Genomic DNA, 18,493 nt, shown 5'->3' on the forward strand with positions numbered 1-18,493 from the left:
ACGCAACGGCGTCTAACCGGCGACCCGCCCGCGGACCGGCCACTTAGTGGCCGCCCCTCCCTAGGGGTCGGGGGTGCGGGGCAGGGAGCGGGACCTCGGGTGTGACACGAGGCGGTGCGGGGATGCGCGCCTTCCCTGCGTCTGTGGCGTCCTTGCGGCACAGTGGTGTCATGACGAACCCGAGGAAACGGGGGCGCGCGCAGGAGGCTGCTCCGGCGGCGCAGGCGCGGAAGGTGCCGGGGGCGGATTTGTTGTCGGCGGCTCAGGCGGCGGTGGGGGCCGCGCAGACCGCGGCGGGGCAGGCCATCGATGCCGCTCAGCAGACGGCGGGGTATGCCTTCGACGCGGCGGTTCGGTTGCCGCCCGCTTCGGCGCAGTTGGCCGCGCAGTTGCCGGATCTGGTGGAGAACCTGTCGATCGCGGTCGATCGGCTCAACAGCACCATCGATCGGCTCGATCGGACCTTGGCGCTGGCTGATCCGGTGTTCGCCACCTACGACCGGCTGCTGCCGCGACTCGAGGCGATGATCTCCCTGGGTGAGGACGTGTTCGGCGCGGTGGCGAAGCTGCCCGGTGTCGGGCTGCTCGGGCGGATCACCGGGCGTGGGGGCGAGGAACCCGCGCCGGAACCGGAGCCGGACAAGCGCGGCCGCCGCCGGCGGTGACACTCACGTTCCGGGCGTCAGTGCCCGGAACGTCGCTGCCGCCTTGAGCACCATCTCCGCGTACTCGTCCTCGGGATCGGAATCCAGGACGATCGCGCCGCCCGCACCGATCCGCCACTCGTCGTCGTAGCGCACGGCCGTGCGGATGACGATATTGAGGTCGGCGGTGCCACCGAGGCCGAGGAAGCCGATGGTGCCCGAATAGACCCCGCGCGCTGCGGTTTCCAGTTCGTCGAGGATCTCCATGGTCCGCAGCTTCGGCGCGCCGGTCATCGAACCGCCGGGGAAGCAGGCGCGCAGACAGTCGATCACACCGGCGTCGGGGCGCAGGGTCCCGCGCACGGTCGACACCAATTGGTGCAGGGTGGAATAGGTTTCGGTGTCCATCAGCTTCGGGACGTGCACCGAGCCGACCTCGCAGACGCGACCGAGGTCGTTGCGCAGCAGGTCGACGATCATCAGGTTCTCGGCACGGGTCTTCGGGTCGTCGGCCAGTGCGCGACGCAGGCGCTCGTCCTCGTCGGCGGTCCGTCCGCGCGGGGCGGTGCCTTTGATCGGCTTGCTCTCGACCACCCGGTCGCGGTCGATCTCGAGAAACCGTTCCGGTGAGGAGCACGCCACATCCAGCCCGTCGAAGCGCAGGTAGGCGGCGTACGGTGCGGGATTGCAGCGGCGCAGTCGCCGGTAGACAGCGAGCCCGTCATCGGGCGCGGCGGCGACGGCCACCGCGTCGGTGAGACAGATCTCGTAGGACTCGCCCGCGTGCAGCCGGTCCTGACAGACCGCGATATCGGCCAGATAGCGGTCGCGGCCACGCACCAGATGCGCCTGCACCGCGTCGGGATCGGCGGGCACGGGCAGGTCCTCGGGATTGACCCAGGTCGGGAGATCGTCGAGAGCATCGGAAGTCTCGCCCAGCCACTGCTCGGCGTCCTGCGCGGTAGCGGGTTCGCTCAGGGCTAGCAGGTGGGTTCGTCCTGCCTCGTGGTCGACGACGATCAGCCGGTCGGCGAAAATCCACTGGGCATCGGGAGTGGGGGAGCGGTGGGCATCGCGCCCACCGCAGTCGGCCTTCACCTCGTAGCCGAGATAGCCGACGTAGCCGCCCGCGAAGTCGAAGGGCAGCGGCGGGATTTCGCAGTGCCGGGCCCGGAGTTCGCGGTCGAGATAGTCCAGGACCGTGCCGGCGACGGTCCGGCTGCCCTCGACGTCCGTCACGGTGACGGAGCCGTCGCCGACCCGGTAGCCCACGATTTCGGCATGCGGCCCGCGCGCGTCACCGAGAAAGGAGAACCGGTCCAGGCCTGGTTCGACGTGCTCGCTGTCGAGCCAGAACGCGCACGGAGCGTCGGCACAGCGACGCAGGAAGATCGCTTCGGTGTCGATCGCCCGCTCGATCACCCTGTGCTGCAAGCGAAATGAACGCTCGGGTGAAGCGGGCGCCACGACTGCGGGTCCGCGCACGACCACAGGCGCGCCGACTTGCGCGCGCGCTTTGGTGAGGTCGGCGAAGTTACGCAGCAGCGCAGCACCGAATTCGCTCGACACCGACTCGGGATGGAACTGCACACCCCACTGCGGCCGCTCGCGATGACGCACCCCCATGATCACCCCGTCGCTGGTCGACGCGGTCACCTCGAGCCTCGCGGGCAGCGGGTCTTGGGCCGCGAGCGAGTGGTAGCGCACCACGGTGAAGCCCTGCGGCAGACCGGCGAACAGGTCCCGATCGTTGTGGGTCACCTGATCGAGAAAACCGTGCCTGGCCTGCGGCGCGCGCTCCACCGTCCCACCCGCGCCGAGCACGATCCCCTGATGGCCGAGGCACACACCGAGCAGCGGCAGTTCGGTGTGCGCGATCAGCGCCGTCGATACCCCCATGTCACGGGCGCGGTCCGGACGGCCCGGTCCTGGCGAGATCACCACATTGTCGAAGTGATCCAGGTTCAGGGAGCCCTCGGCCTCGTCGTTGCGCACGACGGTCGGCTCGCTCCCGTTGACCTCGCTGATCAGCTGATAGAGGTTGTAGGTGAACGAGTCGTAGTTGTCGATCAAGAGCGTGCGCATCGTGGCAGAGACATTACGCCGGGCGCGCGCGTACTCATTCCAGCGCAGTCCCCACCGATGGCGGGGCACAATGTGCGGCATGGCTGTTTCTCAACCTGTCGATGTTGACCCGGCGATCGCCGATTTCGCGGCGATCGGGCGGTGGATGGACGAACAGGGCTTGCCCGGCGCGGAATTCGACGCGGTCGCGGCGCTCGGTGGCGGCACGCAGAACGTGATGCTGCGCTTCACCCGGGGCGGGCGCGAGTACGTGCTGCGGCGCGGGCCCAAGCATCTGCGCGCCAAGAGCAACGAGGTGATCGGCCGGGAATCGCGACTGCTCGCCGCGATCGCCGAGACCGAAGTGCGTTCGCCGCGGGTGATCGCCGCCTGCGACGACGAGTCGGTGATCGGCGCGGTGTTCTACCTGATGGAACCCATCCGCGGCTTCAACCCGCAGACCGAACTGCCCGCCCTGCACGCCGGCGATCCCGAGATCCGACGCCAGATGGGCCTGTCCGCGGTCGAGGCCATCGCCAGGCTCGGCGCCCTCGACTACCAGGCGCTCGGCCTCGACGACTACGGCCGCCCCGGGGGTTTCCTCGAACGTCAGGTACCGCGCTGGCTGCGCGAGCTCGACTCCTACAACGCCAACGCGGGCTACCCCGGCCCGCAGATCCCCGGTGTCGAGCGGATCGGTGACTGGCTCGAACGTCACCGGCCGACGGACTGGATGCCCGGCATCATGCACGGCGACTGCCACCTGGCGAACATGATGTTCGACTACGACGGTCCCGAGGTGGCGGCGATGGTCGACTGGGAGATGTCGACCATCGGTGACCCACTGCTCGACCTCGGCTGGCAGCTGGCGACCCGACCCGAACCCGGCACGGTCGGCGCGGGCCTGATGGGCACCCTCGGTACCGTCGGTGGCCTGCCGAGCGCGGCGGAGATGGTCGAGCACTACGGCAAGTTCTCCGACCGCGACCTGAGCGCGGTCACCTGGTACACCGTGCTGGCCTGCTTCAAGCTGGGCATCGTCCTCGAGGGCACCTACGCGCGGGCGTTCGCGGGCAAGGCACCCAAACCGGTCGGCGACTTCCTGCACGCGGTGACGCTGGAACTGTTCGAACAAGCGAACCAGCTCGCCGAATGATGCCCGGATCTCGGCGATAGTTGGCTGGATATTAATGGAGCACAAGAAGCGGACACCCTAGGCTGACTTCCATGATCGTCCCCGACACCAAGAACTGGACCTGGGTCCTCGAACGTGCCTGCGCCGAGTGCGGATTCGATGCCGAGAACACCGCGTACCCGGCCATCCCCGAGCGCGTCCTCGACAGCGCCACCCGGCTCGGCTCGGCGCTCGAACGCGATGGCGCACGGGTGCGTCCGGACGAGCGGACCTGGTCCGTTCTCGAATACGGCGCGCACGTGCGCGATGTGTGCCGGATCTTCGACACCAGGCTCGCGCTGATGCTGGCCGGTGACGGTGTCGAGGCGCCGCGGTTCGAGAACTGGGATCAGGACGCGACCGCGGTTGCCGACCGCTACGGCGAACAGGACCCCGCAGTCGTCGCCCGGGAATTGACCGCAGCCGCTGATCGGGTGGCCGCCGCGTTCGCCTCGGTGCCGTCGGATCGGCTCGACCTGCGGGGTGCGCGCAGCGACGGATCGCTGTTCACGGTCACCTCGCTGGGGCGGTACTTCCTGCACGACCTCGTGCATCACGTCCATGACGTGCGCGGATAGAAAACAATCGAAATTTTTCTAGAACGTGTTTCAGAAATCGGGGATTTGTCGCTAGGGTGAGTGCAGTCACAACGAGGCACGAGCTTGGCGAGAGGTCTACCGGCATGAAGACGAAGGGCGCGATCCTGTGGGGCACCGATCAGCAATGGTCGGTCGAGGAGATCGAGGTCGGCGACCCCGTCGCCGGTGAAGTGCAGATCCGGATGGAAACGGCGGGCATGTGCCACTCCGACCATCACATCGTCACCGGCGCGACGCCGATGCCGGCCTACCCGGTGATGGGTGGGCACGAGGGCGCGGGTGTGATCACCAAGCTCGGCCCGAACACTCCGGCCGACCTGGCCGTGGGCGACCACGTCATCCTGTCGTTCATCCCCGCCTGCGGGCGCTGTCCCTCGTGCGTCGCGGGCAACATGGCGCTGTGCGACCTGGGTGCCGGACTGCTGATGGGCCAGGCGATTTCGGACGGCACCTACCGCATCCAGGCGCGTGGCGAGAACGTCATCCCGATGTGCCTGCTCGGCACGTTCGCCCCGTACATGACGGTGCACCACACCTCCGTGGTGAAGATCGACCCCACCATCCCGTTCGAGGTGGCCTGCCTCGTCGGCTGTGGTGTGCCGACCGGATTCGGTTCCGCGACCCACGTGGCGCAGGTGGAGCCGGGCGAGACCGTGGTGATCGCGGGCATCGGCGGCGTCGGCATGAGCGCGCTGCAGGGCGCTGTGCTCTCCGGTGCGTCGAAGGTCATCGCCATCGACCCGAATCCGTGGAAGCGGGAGCAGGCGCAGAAGTTCGGCGCCACCCACACCTACGAGAGCATGGCCGCCGCGATCATGCCGATGATCGAGGCCACCGAGGGACGGATGGCCGAGAAGGTCATCCTCACCATGGGTGAGATGCACGGCGACTACGTCGAAGAGGGTCTGATCCTCACCGGCAAGGCGGGCACTCTCGTCGTCACCTCGATGGGCCGGATGGACGCGAGCGACGTCAAGATGAACAGCTTCCTGCTGTCGATGTTGCAGAAGACGGTGAAGGGCACCATCTTCGGTGGTGGCAACGCCCGCCAGGACGCGCCGCGGCTGCTCTCGCTGTACAAGGCGGGCCAGCTCAATCTCGACGACATGGTCACCCGCAGCTACTCGCTCGAAGAGATCAACCAGGGCTACCAGGACATGCTGGACGGCAAGAACATTCGCGGGATCATCCGCTACACCGAAGCCGACTGGTAGTCAGCTGTTTCCTGCCCGCTCGGCGAGGCGGACCGCGACCCGGGCGATCAGGTCGTACGGAATCGGTTCGCCGAGCGGAAATTTCAAGGTGCCACGACCCGAGTTGTAGGGCTCGATGGCCTTGTCGAGCGCCTCGTCCCCGTCGGGGACGGGGTACACGCTCACGTGGGCCTTCCAGCCCGCGAAGAAGATGAACACCCGGCCGTCGATGGTGGCGGCCGGGATGGCGTAGCTGATCTTCTCGCCCGCATCGGGCACCGCGCGGTGGATCGTTTCACGGATCTGCTGCAGGACAGCACGTTCTGCCGACGGCTGGGCCGCCAGGTAGGCGTCGACGGAGTCGGGTTTCTCGGTCATGTTCTCGACCCTAGGCTCTGACCAGGACTTTCTCCGGATGACCCGCGGCCTTCAGCCGACCGTCTCGCAGGAGCAGGCAGTGGTCTGCCCTGCTCGCCTCGTCGAGGTCATGAGTGGCCTGCACGACGGTCACCCCGGCCGCGCTGATCTGCGCCAGGGCCCGGGAGATCTCGGCCTGCGAGGTCTCGTCCAAGCCCGCAGCCGGTTCGTCGAGCAGTAGTAGATCGGACTGCTGCGCCAAGGCTTGTGCGAGCAGGGTGCGCTGGCGTTGTCCGCCGGACAGGGTGTCGAGCCGCCGAGTCGCCAAGTCGGTGAGCTCCATTCTTTCCAGGCAGGTGCGCGCGATCTCGCGATCCGCACCGGTCAGTCGCCGCCACGGTCCGCGGTGCGCCCAGCGTCCCATCTCGACCACTTCCCGCACGGTGATCGGCAGGGTCGGCGGAATCGCCGTGTGCTGCACCACGAAGGCGGGACGCCCGGTGGTGGCCCGATGCACCGTCCCCTGTTGCGCCGCCACGGTTCCGGCCAGGACGCCGAGCAGGGTCGATTTTCCCGAGCCGTTGGGTCCGACGATCGCGGTCACCTGCCCGCGCGGGATCGTGGCGGTCACCTCGCGGAGCACGGGTTTCCGGGCGTAACCGGCACTCAGGTGCTCGATCCGGATTGCTGCGTCATCTGTGTGCTGCATCTCACCTCAATTGAAACGATAATCATTTTCAGTATATCGTCTCGCGCTATGGAATGGCTGTTCGCCCCGTTCGAGGTGGCTTTCGTGCAACGCGCGCTGTGGGGTGGGCTGCTCGTGTCGTGCGTGTGCGCCCTCGCCGGAACCTGGGTGGTGGTGCGCGGCATGGCATTTCTCGGCGACGCGATGGCGCACGGGATGCTGCCCGGCGTCGCGGTCGCGGCGTTGCTCGGTGGGAACCTGATGATCGGCGCCGCGGTCAGTTGCGCCGCCATGGCTGCCGGGGTGTCGGTGCTGAGCCGTGGCAAGCGTTTCGCGCCGGATACCGCGATCGGGCTGTTGTTCGTAGGGATGCTCGCCGCCGGGGTGATCATCGTGTCGCGGTCGCAGTCCTTCGCGGTGGATCTGACCGGGTTCCTGTTCGGCGATGTGCTGGCCGTGCGTGCGGTCGACCTGTGGTATCTCGTTGCGGCGCTTGGTATCGCGCTGGTGGTGGCGGTGCTCGGTCATCGCGCGTTCGTGGCGCTCACCTTCGATCCGCGCAAGGCGCACACCCTCGGGCTGCATCCGAAGGTGGCGCATGCGGCGCTGGTCGGGTTGGTGACAGTGGCGATCGTGGCGTCGTTTCATGTGGTGGGGACGCTGCTGGTCTTCGGATTGCTGATCGCGCCGCCCGCCGCCGCGGTGTTCTGGTCGAACCGGGTGCCGGTGGTGATGGCGGTCGCGGCGCTGATCGGTGGGCTGTCCACCGTTGGGGGACTGGTCATTTCGTGGCATGCGGGCACCGCCGCCGGGGCGACCATCGCGGCGGTCGCTGTCGGCTCGTTCTTCCTGTCCGCGATCGTCTCGGCGCTGCGGGAGCGGGTCGGTCGGGTGGGAGTGGTGGCGCTTGCCGCCGTGCCGCTGGTCGGCTGTGGGGCGGGGGAGTTGCCGGTTGTCGAGGAAGCGGTGCCGCACGGGTTCGTCGCCGGTGCGGAGGAGATGAGCGAGGCCCAGACGCGAGTGGTTGTCGCCGATATGGCCGGGGCGGTGCGGGTGATCGATCTGCTGACCGAGGAGGTCACGCCGATCGGCCCCTTGGCGCCGGAAAGTGTTCGAGCGCAACCGGATCCGAGCTTGTCAGGACGTCCTTCGCCGTCGCCGAGCGGTGGCGACCAGCGGGTCCCGACCGCTGGCGCGGTGGGTGACGGGCGCTTCGCGTACCTGAGCGCGGGTGCGTCGGTACAGGTCGTGGACAGCGGGGCGTGGACCGTCGACCATGGTGACCACCGGCACTACTACCGGGCGCCGATCCGGGAGGTCGGCGCGGTCGCCGTGGGCGATGGGGGTACAGCGACAAGGGAGCCGGGAGGTGGCGGGTCCGGCGCCGGAAGTGCGCTTGTCGGAGCGGGTGGTGCCGAGGTCGTCGGCGCGTACAGCGACGCCGCCGTCGCCTCGGTCGTGCTCGGCTCCGGTGCGACGATCTTGTTCGACCGTGGCGTGCTGGACGGCGGTGTCGCCGAGGCGCAACGCCGGGTCGACGGCATCGCGGTGCCGTATGCCGAGCGGATCGTCGTCGCCGACAACTCGGGTCGGGTAGAGGTGCGCGGGCGTGACGGTGCGGCGGGACAGGTGCAGTCCGCCCCGTGTCCGCAGCCGAAGGGGCAGGCCGTGACCAGGCGCGGAGTTGTTTTCGGTTGTGCCGACGGAGCACTCGTGGTGGCGCAGCGGGACGGCGCTTTCGTCGCCGAGAAGATTCCCTACCCGGCGCCTGCATCCGACCGTGCGAGCGCGTTCACCCACCGCCCCGGCAGCACCACCCTGACCGCGATCGCAGGCCGCGACGCCGTCTGGACGCTCGACATCAGGAAGAAGACCTGGACGCGAACTCCGATCGCCGACCCGGTCGCGGTGAATACTGCGGGCGAGGGATCGTCGCTGTTGGTTCTCACCCGTGATGGCGTGCTGCACGGGATCGACCCCGTAACCGGCACGGAGACAGCGCGTACCCCGCTGATCGCAGGACCTGTCGAAGGCCATCCGGTGATCTGCGTCGACCCGGAGCGCGCCTATATCAACGACTCTCGGGCGCGCATCGTCCACGAGATCGCCTACAACGACAACCTCCGCGTCGCGCGCACGTTCTCGCTGGACATCGCGCCCTCGCTGATGGTGGAGACAGGCCTGTGAAGCGCGCACACACATCTCGCGTTCTACCCTGGAGCCGACGGTGGGCGATTGCCATCTCGCCGATCCTGCTGCCGGTGACCCGCGACGACATTCGTCGAACCGCGAAGTGGAGCAGTGGGACGATCCGCCGGGCCCTTCAGCTGTTCATCGCGGTTGCCCTGCTCGTGCCGCTGGTGAGTGCGTGCAGTAGCGGGGCCGAGCGGTCCGGGATTGTCGTGACCACGAATATCCTCGGCGATCTGACCCGGGCCGTCGTCGGTGACACGGTGCCGGTGACGGTGTTGATGCAGGCGGGGGCCGATCCGCATTCGTTCGCTATCTCCGCTCGTCAGGCGGCCGGGATCGAGCGCGCCGCGCTGGTGGTGCACAACGGGCTCGGGCTGGAAGAAGGCGTGGCGCGGCATGTGGAGTCCGCAGCGACGGCCGGGGTCCCCACTCTGGCCGTAGCCGAGCGGGTGGATCCGATCGCGTACACCTCCGATGAGTCGGCGGGACAACCCGATCCGCACTTCTGGACCGATCCGCATCGGGTGCGTATGGCCGTCGAGGCGATCAGCGCCGAGGTGCTCGCCCGGGTCGACGGCGTCGACGCCGGTGCGGTGCGGGCGAATACGCAGCGCTACCTCGGCGAACTCGACGAGCTGGACCGGTGGATGACCGAGCGGTTCGCCGCCGTCCCGGCCGAGCGCAGGCAGTTGGTCACCGACCATCACGTCTTCGGTTATCTCGCACAGCGATTCGGCTTCCGGGTGATCGGCGCGGTGATCCCCAGCGGCACCACCCTCGCCTCGCCGAGCGCCTCCGATCTCGACGACCTCGCGACCGCGATCAGGACCGCCGGGGTGAGCGCGATCTTCGCCGATTCGTCACAGCCCGACCGGCTTTCGCGCGTTCTCGCCGAACACACCGGATTGCAGGTGCGGGTGATCGCCCTGCACACCGAGTCACTCACCCCGCCCGGTGGCGGTGCGGGCACCTATCTGGAGATGGCCCGCGCCAATACCGAGGCCATCGCCCGTGGCCTGTCCGGGCCGACAACGTAATTCACGCACAAGAGATGGAGCATTACATGAACAGGTCACGGACCACCACAATGGTGGCCATGTCCGGGGTCCTCGCCTCGGTGGTGGCGCTGAGCGGTTGTGGCACAGACGATTCCGGCCACGGCCATCAGCACACCCCGGGTGCCGAACCGATCGCCCTCACCTACGACGGCGGGATCTACGTCCTCGACGGCGCGTCACTGGCCCAGCGGGCCGATGTGAAGATCGACGGCTACAACCGGCTCAACCCGGTCGGGGACGACGACCATCTGATGGTGTCGACCAAGGACGGCTTCCGCCTGTTCGACGCCTACGATGCCGCGTTCACCGGAACCCAATTCCCCGCCGTCAAACCGGGCCACGTCGTCCGGCACGCGGGCAAGACGGTGCTGTTCGCCGACGGGTCCGGTGAGGTCACCATTCTCGATACCGCGCAGATCGACAGCGGCAAGCCGACGGAGATATACAAGGCAGCCGCGCCGCACCACGGCGTCGCGATCGAGTTGAGCAACGGGAATCTGGTGCTCACCCTCGGCACCGCGGACAAGCGGGTCGGCGTCGTCGCGCTGGACAAGGGGCGCAAGGAGCTCACCCGCAACGAGGACTGCCCCGGTGTGCACGGCGAAGCCGCCGCCCAGGGCGAGGCGGTGGTGATCGGCTGCCAGACCGGCGCCGTCGTCTACCGCGACGGCAAGATCACCAAGGTCACCAGCCCGACGCCGTACGGCCGGATCGGCAATATGTCGGGCAGCGAGGCGTCACCGATCGTGCTCGGTGACTTCAAGCAGGACAAGGACGCCGAACTGGAACGTCCGCAGCAGATTTCGCTGGTGAACACCACCGATGCGACACTGCGCCTGGTCGATATCGGCACCAGCTACACCTTCCGCTCGCTGGCCCGTGGCCCGCAGGGCGAGGCGCTGGTGCTCGGCACCGACGGCAAGATCCACGTGATCGATCCCGTCGCGGGCCAGGTGGTTCGCACCATCCCGGTGATCGGCAACTGGCAGGAACCGCTCGACTGGCAAGCTGCCCGCCCGGCCCTGTTCGTCCGCGACGGCATCGCCTACGTGAGCGACCCCGCGTCCAAGCAGGTGCACCGCGTCGACCTGGCCGCCGGAAACGTCACCGCCACCGCCACACTGGCGGGCACGCCGAACGAGCTCACCGGCGTCACCGCGCACTGATCGAGGTCACCACGCTCTCATTTCTCCCGAAACACTTCGTTGAGAGCGTGGTGAACTTCGTCGGCGCCGGGAGACCTGGTCAGGCGGCGCACCGCACGACGACCTCGCGCAGATTGCGGCTGCGCACATCGTCGAGAATCGCCATGCCGAGGCGGTTCATGCTGTAACCGAAGCCCAATCCGGTTGCCGGGTCGGCGAATCCGAACGAGCCACCCAAACCGGTGGTGCCATAGGCGCGTTTGTCCGAGCCGAAGCGGAAGGTTCCGCGCGACTTGCGGAAACCGAGGTGGTAGCGGCTCTTGGTGTGCAGGACCAGGTCATCGGCGGGCACATCGTCGGCGGTGTCGGCGGCGGCGAGCAGGTCGAGAACATCGTCGCTGATCGGCAGCGCGCCGGTGCGGCCCGCCGCGGCGCCGTAGACCTTCGCCAGCGCGCGGGCATTGCCGACACCGTTCATGCCGGGCCATTCGATTTCGAGGAACTCCCGCCGCGCGGCACGTGCGGGGGCACCCGGGCGCGGATTGGTCAGTGCCGCATAGGAATATCCGCGCTTGGCGTAGACCTCACCGCCGATGCGCAGCGGCAGATCGCGGCGCTCGTAGCGCCAGATGTCCAAGCCCTTGGTCGCCGACAGCTGGGCGACCCGTTCCATCGGTTCGGTCTCTGGCAGTCCGATGAACAGCTCGGCGCCGACCGGGCCTGCGATCTCCTCGGCGAAGAACCGCCCGAGGCTACGGCCCGCCGGATCCACCCGCCGCAGCAATTCGCTCTGATACAGCCCCAGCGTCAGCGCGTGATAACCGTGCCGGGTGCCGGGCGCCCATGCCGGTTTCTGCGCGGCGAGCAGCTCGCCGAGGGCGTCGCGATCGATCAGTTCCCGCAGTCTCACGATCCGGTCCAGCCCGGACAGCCCGGCCTGATGATCGATCAGCTGACGCACGGTGATCCGCTCCTTGCCGTGCGCGCCGAACTCCGGCCAGTACTTCGCCACCGGCGCCTCGTAGTCGAGCAGCCCCCGCGACACCGCCGTCGCGATGGTGAACGCCGACATCCCCTTCGACGAGGAGAACACCGGCACGATCGTGTCGCGCTCCCACGCCACCTCGCGTTTGCGGTCTCGATGGCCTGCCCACAGGTCGACCAATGGCTGGTCGCCGGAGTAGACAGCGACGGCGGCACCGATCTCGCCGTGATCGGTGAAGTTGCGGCGGAAGGCGTCGGCGACGGGGCCGAAACCGGCCGCCACGTCGCCGTGGATAGATGGTGCGGGACTCATGGTGTCCTCGATCGTAGCCGCGTCTCGTACGCTGCCGATATGCGATCGTTGCAGCAGGTTCAGCACTGGCCGGTCAAGAATGCCGCCGCCGCCGTGGTCACCGCCGACGGTGCGTCGACCATCGGCGACACCGAGCGGGTGTTCCGGCTCGCCTCGGTCACCAAACCGCTCGTCGCCTATGCCACGCTCGTGGCGCTCGAGGAAGGGGCGGTCGAACTCGACCAGCCGGCGGGTCCACCCGGCTCGACCGTGCGGCATCTGCTCGCCCACACCTCGGGCGTCGCGTTCGCTACTCCTGAGGTTCTCGCCGCACCCGGCGCCCGCCGGATCTACTCGAGCGCGGGCTTCGAACTGCTCGCCGATTTTCTCACCGACCAGACCGGTATCGAATTTCCGCGCTATCTGCGCGAGGCGGTCTTCGAGCCGCTCGGCATGTCCACGGCGGTCCTCGACGGTTCCGCCGGCCATGCGGGCAGCGCCTCCCTCGCCGACCTCACGCTATTCGCCACCGAGTTGCTGACACCTCAATTGATATCTCGGCAAACCCTGGACGACGCGACCTCGGTGCAATTCCCCGACCGCGACGGGGTCCTGCCCGGATACGGCTCCCAGCGACCCAACGACTGGGGATTGGGATTCGAAATCCGCGACGGGAAAACCCCGCACTGGACGGGCTCAGCCAATTCCGCCCGTACCTACGGGCACTTCGGTCAGTCCGGCACGTTCCTCTGGGTCGACCCGCAAATCGGAGTGGCGACAATCGCGTTGAGCGACGAGAATTTCGGTGACTGGGCCAGAACAGCGTGGCCGAAATTCAGCGATTCCGTTATCGCAGAGACACATAACACGCAGTAAAGTAACACGCGCAACACCGCACACTTCAGTACACTCGTGCCACGCCAGACCACGACGGGCCGTTGGGGAAGACGTTCCTTGTCGAGGCTGGAGGTGTTGGTAAGTGCGCGCATCGAGTCAGTTCGCTGACGCGACGGCGGGTGTGGTCTACATCCACTCATCGCCCGCCGCGTTGTGCCCTCACGTGGAATGGGCGCTGTCCACCGCGCTCTCGTCGCCCGCGAAATTGCGCTGGAACACCCAACCGGCCGACGGACAACTCCGCGCCAGCAGCGACTGGATCGGCCCGGTCGGCACCGCGGCCCGGATTGCCCAATCATTGCGCACCTGGCCGGTCCTGCGCTTCGAAGTCACCGAGGACCCGAGCGAAGGCGTCGACGGCGAACGCTACAGTTTCGTCCCCGCCCTCGGTCTCTGGCACGGGTCCACCGGCGCCAACGGCGACGTGATGCTGGGCGAAATGCGATTACGCGCCTTACTCCAAGCCGCCAAAGAACTCGACGTCCACGGAACCTTCGACCTCTCCACCGAACTCGACCGAGCCCTCGGAGCGCCGTGGGACGAGGATCTAGAGGCGTACCGGCAGGGAACCGATTGTGTGGGCGCGGAAGTCACCTGGTTGCGACGGGACGTGGGCTGACCTGCTGGTCCGGGGCTGCGCTGGCCGTACTACCTGCGGGCGCAGGCCGTTCGTCGATCCACGCTCACCACCGGCGACGATTCCGCTGCCCTGCCAACAGAGCGATCACGAAGATCGCCACGGTGACCGCGAGGAAGTAGGCGAGGGAACCGTTGCGGCCGAAGCGCGGGAGGAACGCCAGTTCCTGGCCGGTGGCGGCGACCGCGTTGAGAAACGGTGCGTAGCCCTGCAGGGTGTAGCCGTTGGGGAGCAGGCTGATCGAGTTCTCGCCCACATATACCCAGAACAGCAGGGCGGCGATCGCCGCGGGTGGGGTGCGGATCACCGATCCGGCCGCGATCCCGATGCCGCAGGCGGCGAAGGCGTAGATCGGGACGGTCCACAGGAAACGCAGACCGGCCGGGTCGTCGATGCGCACCTGTCCGTAGACCTGGGGAAACAAGCTCGGGAGCACGGTCAGGACGAGGATGAGCAGCACGACGGTCGAGACCGCGGCGATGGCGCCGTAGAAGATCCATCGCGCCAGGGCGGCGGTCCATGTCCGGGGGAACAGAAAAGCGTTGAGGTCGCGGATGTTTCCGCGCAATTGGGTGGCGTGGGCGAAGGCGGCCGTCACCATCATGATGCCGGTCGCGAGCGTGATCACCCAGTAGACGGCGTTGGTGGTGCTGACCGAGGTCACCTGCAACTGTCCGGGGATGGCGGCGAATCGTTCCGCGACAGTGGCGATTCCGAAGGTGATCAGCAGCGGCAGGGCGATCGTCAGCGGAACGGCGACCGTCCACAGAAAGCTCCGTCCGCTGGTCCGCGTCCACTCTGCCGCGATACCGCGGGCCAGCGGGGTGGTCATAGCTGCGTTTCCTTCACGAGGGCTGCCCCGGTGATGCTCAGGTACGCGTCCTCGAGTCGGCCGCCGCCGTGATCGTCGAGGAGCTGGGGCAGTGGTGCGTCCGCGAGGACCCGACCGGAACCGAGAACGACGACGCGATCGGCATTGCGCTCGGCTTCGTCGAGCAGGTGGGAGGTCACCAGCACGCAGGTGCCTGCGTCGGCGAGCTCGCGCAGCAGCCCGCGCATCCAGTGGATCCCCGCGATATCGAGGCCGTTGAGTGGTTCGTCGAGCAGGATGGTCCGCGGCGAGGACAGCAGGGCGGCGGCGATGCCGACCCGCTGGAGCATGCCGAGCGAATACTGCTCCAGCCTGCGGTCGGCGACCTCGGTCAGGTCGGTGGTGTGCAGCACGTCGTCGACTCGACTCGCCGGGAGCCCGCGGGCGCGGGCGATCCAGCGCAGATGTCTGCGGGCGGTATGGCGGGGGTCGAAGGCCCGATGATCGAGATGCATGCCGAGCCCGGCCGGGGTGGCGCGACCGGACCGCACGGCGGTGCCGTCGACTTCGATGGTGCCGGTGGCGGGGCCGATGATTCCGCAGACGCAGCGCAGCAGCGTGGATTTGCCGGTGCCGTTGAGCCCGAGCAGGTAGGTCACCGCCGCGTCGGGCACGGTCAACTCGGGAACCTCGAGCACCGTGACGTTCGCGTATCGCACGGTGAGGCCACGTATTTCGATCATTGCCCCAGCACCGTCAGAAGTTGCAGGGGATCGGCAGGCCCACGGTCTTCACGCCGGCGCACAGCGAGTTGTTGGCCAATTTCCAGGTGCCGTCGATGCGCTTCCACGTCACCTTCATGGTGATGCTCGGGCGTCCGGCGGAGCTCGAGTGCAGGATCGCGGTGTGCTCGTTGCCGCTGTGGGTTTCGGGCCCGGTCACCTCGTTCCAGCCCAATGGCGCGCGGAACAGGCCCAGGTTGTAGACGGTGCGCGGCACGACGACCGCGTTGGCGCCGCCCTCCAGATTCACGGCCTTGGCCTCGTCGGACGCCCCTGTCTCGACCAGGAACCGGACCTGCTCGTTGAGTTCGGCCAGGCTGGGAACTCGCTGGTGATACGGAAGCTGCCGGGGTCGGCCGCCGCGGTCGGGGCGGTCACCATGACCGTCGCGGCGATGGCGGCGAGCGCGCCTGCACTCCTGCGGATCGTGCTGCTGATCATTTATTCACTCCATCGGGTGACCGGAGTTACACTCCAGATTCCTGGCAAAAGCCCAGTTGATGGCAGTAAGTTAGCCTAGCCTTACGGCATCGGTCAAGATTCATTTAAATAAGGTCGGCCGCGGATCATCGGGATCCGGGGGAGCATCGGGAAGGGTGGTGAGAGTGGCAGCGCAGGGCTCAGCGCGCGAGCGGCGCCGACTGTGTCGATCTGGTGCTCAGCCGCAAGGTGACACCGCAGTCGCCGCTGGTGTCGGGTCGGACCTCGACCGCGAATTGCGAAGCCAGCGCGGGCGAATGCCGCTCGAGAATCCGCTCGATCATCCCCTGCTGGAGACCGATCACGATCTCGGGCGCATCGCGCGCGATGCGCCGCAGCGGGCAGTTGCACATCTGGATCTCGTGGGTGCCGAAACTCGACACCGCCGAGGACACCTGGAAGCCGAGCCGGGTCAGCGTCGTGGTCACGACCGTGACCGGATCTGGCAGGTCGGTGGTCGGCTCACCGACATCGGTCAGGGTGTCGGCCCACATCCGACCCGCCGCAGCGGCTTTCGCGCGCCGGGCCTCGGTGGTGTCACCCAGCTGTGCCAGCAGGGCGGCCAGTACCGGCGCGGTGGGATCGGTGCCGACCGCCACATAGCCCTTGCGTGGACGACCCACCGTCTCCGACGGCAGCCACGTGCCCTCCACCTGGCCCGCATCGATCAGCGCGTTCAGATGAAACCGCGCCGTGGTGATGTGGATGCCGAGCGCCTGGCTCACGACCGGCGCGTCCAGCGGTTCGAGGGAATCACGCACCAGCGCGAACACCCTGTCCCGCTGCCGGGGTGTGCTGACCATCGGCGCTCCTCTCGCGCCATGACCGGCGCCGATCCGGTCCGGCGACGACCACCTGACGACATCACTTCTCGCTTGATTGTAGGACTGCCGCATCCTGCGGCCGAACCGACGGGAACACACCTGTGAATACCCCACTGCCCTTCGACCACCGCGACTCCGCGCACATCCCCGGACACTGGCTGCTCGCCCGCCTCGGCAAACGCGTGCTGCGCCCGGGTGGGATCGAGCTGACCGAACGCATGCTCGACGCCGCGCACCTGCCCGGCGCGGACGTGGTCGAACTCGCCCCCGGTCTGGGCAAGACGGCCACCGCCATCCTTGGCCGCGTCCCGGCCAGCTATCGCGGCGTCGAAGCCGACGCCGCCGCTGCCGCCCGCAGCGCCGAGGTGATCGGGACCGCCGGGACCGTCACCACCGGGGACGCCGCGGACACCGGTCTGGCGGCGAGCTCGGCCGACGCGGTCGTCGGCGAGGCGATGCTCACGATGCAAACCGACCCGCACAAGTCCGCGATCATCGCCGAGGCGTTCCGCGTGCTCCGGCCGGGCGGGCGCTACGCCATTCACGAACTCGCGCTGACCCCGGACGATCTCGACGGCGGCATCAAGACCGAGATCCGCAAGGCGCTCGCCCGTTCCATCAAGGTCAACGCGCGGCCGCTCACCCGGGCGGAATGGACCGACCTGCTCACCGCGGGCGGATTCGAGATCGAGACAGTCACTTTCGCGCCGATGGCGCTGCTGCGACCACGCCGGGTAATCGCTGACGAAGGCCTGCTCGGTACCGCCCGGATCGTCCGCAATGTGCTGCGCGACCGTTCGGCCAGGCAACGCGTCCTCGCCATGCGCGCCACCTTCAACACCCACCGGCGCGCCCTCGTCGCCATCGCCGTCGTCGCCAGGAAGCCGAACGCATGACCACCGAGACCAGCACGCCCATCGCCACCGGCACCACCGCATGGCAGCCCAAAGACGGCGACCAGCCCAACGCGCAGCGCATCCTGCAGGGACCGGGAATAACCCTGGTACGCATCAGCTTCCGGCAGGGGCAGGTGCTCGACGAGCACCGCGCGCCCGGTCCGATCTTGATCAGCTGCGTGTCCGGAATCATCGATCTGGACGTCACCTCCGGTGCGACGACGCAGGCGCACCGCCTCGAACCGGGGACCACGATCTACATCAGCGGCGGTGATCCGCACCGGCTCGTCGCGCGCGAAGACGCGGTTGTGCACGTCACGCTGCAGCGCAACGTGTCGACCGAGTAGGCGTTCTCAGCCCGCGACCCGGTCCATCCGGAGGAACTCGGTGATGCGGAGCAGCTTCGGTGGGCGGGCGACATCCGCGGGAAGTGCCTGGAAGGCTTCGTCTTTCCCGACGATGCGTGGTGCGGTGAGGGCAATCTCGGTGCCGTCGATCCGCAGTTGCGCGCTGCCGGCGGCCAGGATGTTCTGCACCCAGTCCGAGGCCGATCCGTAGACGAGAACGAAGAGGTAGCCGCTCTCAACGGGGTGGGTATCGAGTGGGGTGCGGTAGGTCGCTCCCGAGGTGCGGCCGGTGTGGACGAGGACCGGCCATTTTCCGCCTGCGACGGCGCGGGGGTTGAAGAGGCGCTTGTTGATGTGGCCCCACCAGATCGGCATAGGCATGGGGTGCTCCCTTGTTCGGGCCGGGCGTGGCTTACACCTGTAAGGCT

General features: G+C 68.0%; 20 protein-coding genes. 11 read left to right on the forward strand and 9 right to left on the reverse strand.

Annotated elements, in window-relative coordinates; genetic code table 11:
- Positions 1–170 precede the first annotated feature (170 nt).
- The gene (locus ACFWPK_RS23640) at positions 171–665 is read left to right on the forward strand and encodes a hypothetical protein (protein ID WP_378919141.1); all 495 of its coding nucleotides are present in this window, start codon (positions 171–173) and stop codon (positions 663–665) included.
- A gap of 3 nt (positions 666–668) precedes the next feature.
- Here the strand turns inward: ACFWPK_RS23640 and pabB are convergent, their stop codons facing one another.
- Complete coding sequence (pabB, locus tag ACFWPK_RS23645; RefSeq protein ID WP_378919143.1) at positions 669–2,729, reverse strand: aminodeoxychorismate synthase component I; 2,061 nt, start codon at positions 2,727–2,729, stop codon at positions 669–671.
- A gap of 70 nt (positions 2,730–2,799) precedes the next feature.
- On the opposite strand from pabB, the gene ACFWPK_RS23650 reads away from it, so the two are divergent.
- From ACFWPK_RS23650 to ACFWPK_RS23660, 3 genes are all read left to right on the forward strand, one after another.
- Entirely contained in the window at positions 2,800–3,864 is a 1,065-nt protein-coding gene (locus tag ACFWPK_RS23650; RefSeq protein WP_378919145.1) for a phosphotransferase family protein, read from the forward strand.
- Between the two features lie 71 nt (positions 3,865–3,935).
- Positions 3,936–4,460: a DinB family protein gene (locus ACFWPK_RS23655; RefSeq protein ID WP_378919147.1), complete on the forward strand. Its 525-nt coding sequence runs from the start codon at positions 3,936–3,938 to the stop codon at positions 4,458–4,460.
- Between the two features lie 104 nt (positions 4,461–4,564).
- Positions 4,565–5,695 (forward strand): NDMA-dependent alcohol dehydrogenase, encoded by a 1,131-nt coding sequence (locus tag ACFWPK_RS23660; protein WP_378919149.1) that lies wholly within the window; start codon positions 4,565–4,567, stop codon positions 5,693–5,695.
- Here the strand turns inward: ACFWPK_RS23660 and ACFWPK_RS23665 are convergent, their stop codons facing one another.
- Both ACFWPK_RS23665 and aztA read right to left on the reverse strand, forming a co-directional pair.
- Positions 5,696–6,052: an iron chaperone gene (locus tag ACFWPK_RS23665; RefSeq protein WP_378919151.1), complete on the reverse strand. Its 357-nt coding sequence runs from the start codon at positions 6,050–6,052 to the stop codon at positions 5,696–5,698. It lies immediately after the preceding gene.
- A gap of 10 nt (positions 6,053–6,062) precedes the next feature.
- On the reverse strand, positions 6,063–6,740 hold the full coding sequence (gene aztA / locus ACFWPK_RS23670) for a zinc ABC transporter ATP-binding protein AztA (protein WP_378919153.1): 678 nt from the start codon (positions 6,738–6,740) through the stop codon (positions 6,063–6,065).
- A 48-nt stretch (positions 6,741–6,788) separates the two neighbouring features.
- Here aztA and aztB point away from each other — a divergent pair, with 48 nt between their 5' ends.
- The 3 genes from aztB to aztD all read left to right on the forward strand — a co-directional run bounded on the left by aztB (position 6,789) and on the right by aztD (position 11,136).
- Positions 6,789–8,906, forward strand: a complete 2,118-nt coding sequence (aztB, locus tag ACFWPK_RS23675; RefSeq protein ID WP_378919155.1) for a zinc ABC transporter permease AztB — start codon at positions 6,789–6,791, stop codon at positions 8,904–8,906.
- A 122-nt stretch (positions 8,907–9,028) separates the two neighbouring features.
- Entirely contained in the window at positions 9,029–9,949 is a 921-nt protein-coding gene (gene aztC / locus ACFWPK_RS23680) for a zinc ABC transporter substrate-binding protein AztC (protein ID WP_378919364.1), read from the forward strand.
- Positions 9,950–9,999: 50 nt separating this feature from the next.
- Complete coding sequence (gene aztD, locus ACFWPK_RS23685; protein WP_378919365.1) at positions 10,000–11,136, forward strand: zinc metallochaperone AztD; 1,137 nt, start codon at positions 10,000–10,002, stop codon at positions 11,134–11,136.
- A 79-nt stretch (positions 11,137–11,215) separates the two neighbouring features.
- Here aztD and ACFWPK_RS23690 read toward each other — a convergent pair whose 3' ends face one another.
- A complete protein-coding gene (locus ACFWPK_RS23690; RefSeq protein ID WP_378919157.1) occupies positions 11,216–12,382 on the reverse strand; it encodes a serine hydrolase domain-containing protein in 1,167 nt (388 codons plus the stop codon).
- A gap of 69 nt (positions 12,383–12,451) precedes the next feature.
- On the opposite strand from ACFWPK_RS23690, the gene ACFWPK_RS23695 reads away from it, so the two are divergent.
- Positions 12,452–13,267, forward strand: a complete 816-nt coding sequence (locus tag ACFWPK_RS23695) for a serine hydrolase domain-containing protein (RefSeq protein WP_378919366.1) — start codon at positions 12,452–12,454, stop codon at positions 13,265–13,267.
- Between the two features lie 103 nt (positions 13,268–13,370).
- The gene (locus ACFWPK_RS23700; protein ID WP_378919159.1) at positions 13,371–13,907 is read left to right on the forward strand and encodes a DUF3145 domain-containing protein; all 537 of its coding nucleotides are present in this window, start codon (positions 13,371–13,373) and stop codon (positions 13,905–13,907) included.
- A 64-nt stretch (positions 13,908–13,971) separates the two neighbouring features.
- Here ACFWPK_RS23700 and ACFWPK_RS23705 read toward each other — a convergent pair whose 3' ends face one another.
- The 4 genes from ACFWPK_RS23705 to ACFWPK_RS23720 all read right to left on the reverse strand — a co-directional run bounded on the left by ACFWPK_RS23705 (position 13,972) and on the right by ACFWPK_RS23720 (position 16,801).
- Positions 13,972–14,757 (reverse strand): ABC transporter permease, encoded by a 786-nt coding sequence (locus ACFWPK_RS23705; protein ID WP_378919162.1) that lies wholly within the window; start codon positions 14,755–14,757, stop codon positions 13,972–13,974.
- On the reverse strand, positions 14,754–15,479 hold the full coding sequence (locus ACFWPK_RS23710; protein WP_378919164.1) for an ABC transporter ATP-binding protein: 726 nt from the start codon (positions 15,477–15,479) through the stop codon (positions 14,754–14,756). The genes ACFWPK_RS23705 and ACFWPK_RS23710 overlap by 4 nt, the downstream gene beginning before the upstream one ends.
- A gap of 13 nt (positions 15,480–15,492) precedes the next feature.
- Positions 15,493–15,768, reverse strand: coding sequence for a hypothetical protein (locus tag ACFWPK_RS23715; protein WP_378919166.1), 276 nt, complete (start codon positions 15,766–15,768; stop codon positions 15,493–15,495).
- 370 nt (positions 15,769–16,138) lie between these two features.
- Positions 16,139–16,801, reverse strand: a complete 663-nt coding sequence (locus tag ACFWPK_RS23720; protein ID WP_378919168.1) for a transcriptional regulator — start codon at positions 16,799–16,801, stop codon at positions 16,139–16,141.
- Positions 16,802–16,923: 122 nt separating this feature from the next.
- On the opposite strand from ACFWPK_RS23720, the gene ACFWPK_RS23725 reads away from it, so the two are divergent.
- Positions 16,924–17,718: a methyltransferase domain-containing protein gene (locus ACFWPK_RS23725; protein WP_378919170.1), complete on the forward strand. Its 795-nt coding sequence runs from the start codon at positions 16,924–16,926 to the stop codon at positions 17,716–17,718.
- Positions 17,715–18,065 (forward strand): cupin domain-containing protein, encoded by a 351-nt coding sequence (locus ACFWPK_RS23730; RefSeq protein ID WP_378919172.1) that lies wholly within the window; start codon positions 17,715–17,717, stop codon positions 18,063–18,065. The genes ACFWPK_RS23725 and ACFWPK_RS23730 overlap by 4 nt, the downstream gene beginning before the upstream one ends.
- 6 nt (positions 18,066–18,071) lie before the next feature.
- Here the strand turns inward: ACFWPK_RS23730 and ACFWPK_RS23735 are convergent, their stop codons facing one another.
- Positions 18,072–18,446, reverse strand: coding sequence for a nitroreductase family deazaflavin-dependent oxidoreductase (locus tag ACFWPK_RS23735; RefSeq protein WP_378919174.1), 375 nt, complete (start codon positions 18,444–18,446; stop codon positions 18,072–18,074).
- Positions 18,447–18,493 lie beyond the last annotated feature (47 nt).

Origin of the sequence: Nocardia sp. NPDC058519 (assembly GCF_042719755.1) — a bacterium.
GTDB lineage: Bacteria > Actinomycetota > Actinomycetes > Mycobacteriales > Mycobacteriaceae > Nocardia.

Excerpts from the sequence above, each read along its gene's own strand:
- aztB (WP_378919155.1), top strand. The coding sequence starts at position 6,789 with ATGGAATGGCTGTTCGCCCCGTTCGAGGTGGCTTTCGTGCAACGCGCG.
- ACFWPK_RS23720 (WP_378919168.1), bottom strand. The coding sequence starts at position 16,801 with ATGGTCAGCACACCCCGGCAGCGGGACAGGGTGTTCGCGCTGGTGCGT.
- ACFWPK_RS23705 (WP_378919162.1), bottom strand. The coding sequence starts at position 14,757 with ATGACCACCCCGCTGGCCCGCGGTATCGCGGCAGAGTGGACGCGGACC.
- ACFWPK_RS23730 (WP_378919172.1), top strand. The coding sequence starts at position 17,715 with ATGACCACCGAGACCAGCACGCCCATCGCCACCGGCACCACCGCATGG.
- ACFWPK_RS23660 (WP_378919149.1), top strand. The coding sequence starts at position 4,565 with ATGAAGACGAAGGGCGCGATCCTGTGGGGCACCGATCAGCAATGGTCG.
- aztD (WP_378919365.1), top strand. The coding sequence starts at position 10,000 with ATGGTGGCCATGTCCGGGGTCCTCGCCTCGGTGGTGGCGCTGAGCGGT.
- ACFWPK_RS23665 (WP_378919151.1), bottom strand. The coding sequence starts at position 6,052 with ATGACCGAGAAACCCGACTCCGTCGACGCCTACCTGGCGGCCCAGCCG.
- pabB (WP_378919143.1), bottom strand. The coding sequence starts at position 2,729 with ATGCGCACGCTCTTGATCGACAACTACGACTCGTTCACCTACAACCTC.
- ACFWPK_RS23650 (WP_378919145.1), top strand. The coding sequence starts at position 2,800 with ATGTGCGGCATGGCTGTTTCTCAACCTGTCGATGTTGACCCGGCGATC.
- ACFWPK_RS23655 (WP_378919147.1), top strand. The coding sequence starts at position 3,936 with ATGATCGTCCCCGACACCAAGAACTGGACCTGGGTCCTCGAACGTGCC.
- ACFWPK_RS23735 (WP_378919174.1), bottom strand. The coding sequence starts at position 18,446 with ATGCCTATGCCGATCTGGTGGGGCCACATCAACAAGCGCCTCTTCAAC.
- aztA (WP_378919153.1), bottom strand. The coding sequence starts at position 6,740 with ATGCAGCACACAGATGACGCAGCAATCCGGATCGAGCACCTGAGTGCC.
- ACFWPK_RS23640 (WP_378919141.1), top strand. The coding sequence starts at position 171 with ATGACGAACCCGAGGAAACGGGGGCGCGCGCAGGAGGCTGCTCCGGCG.
- ACFWPK_RS23695 (WP_378919366.1), top strand. The coding sequence starts at position 12,452 with ATGCGATCGTTGCAGCAGGTTCAGCACTGGCCGGTCAAGAATGCCGCC.
- ACFWPK_RS23710 (WP_378919164.1), bottom strand. The coding sequence starts at position 15,479 with ATGATCGAAATACGTGGCCTCACCGTGCGATACGCGAACGTCACGGTG.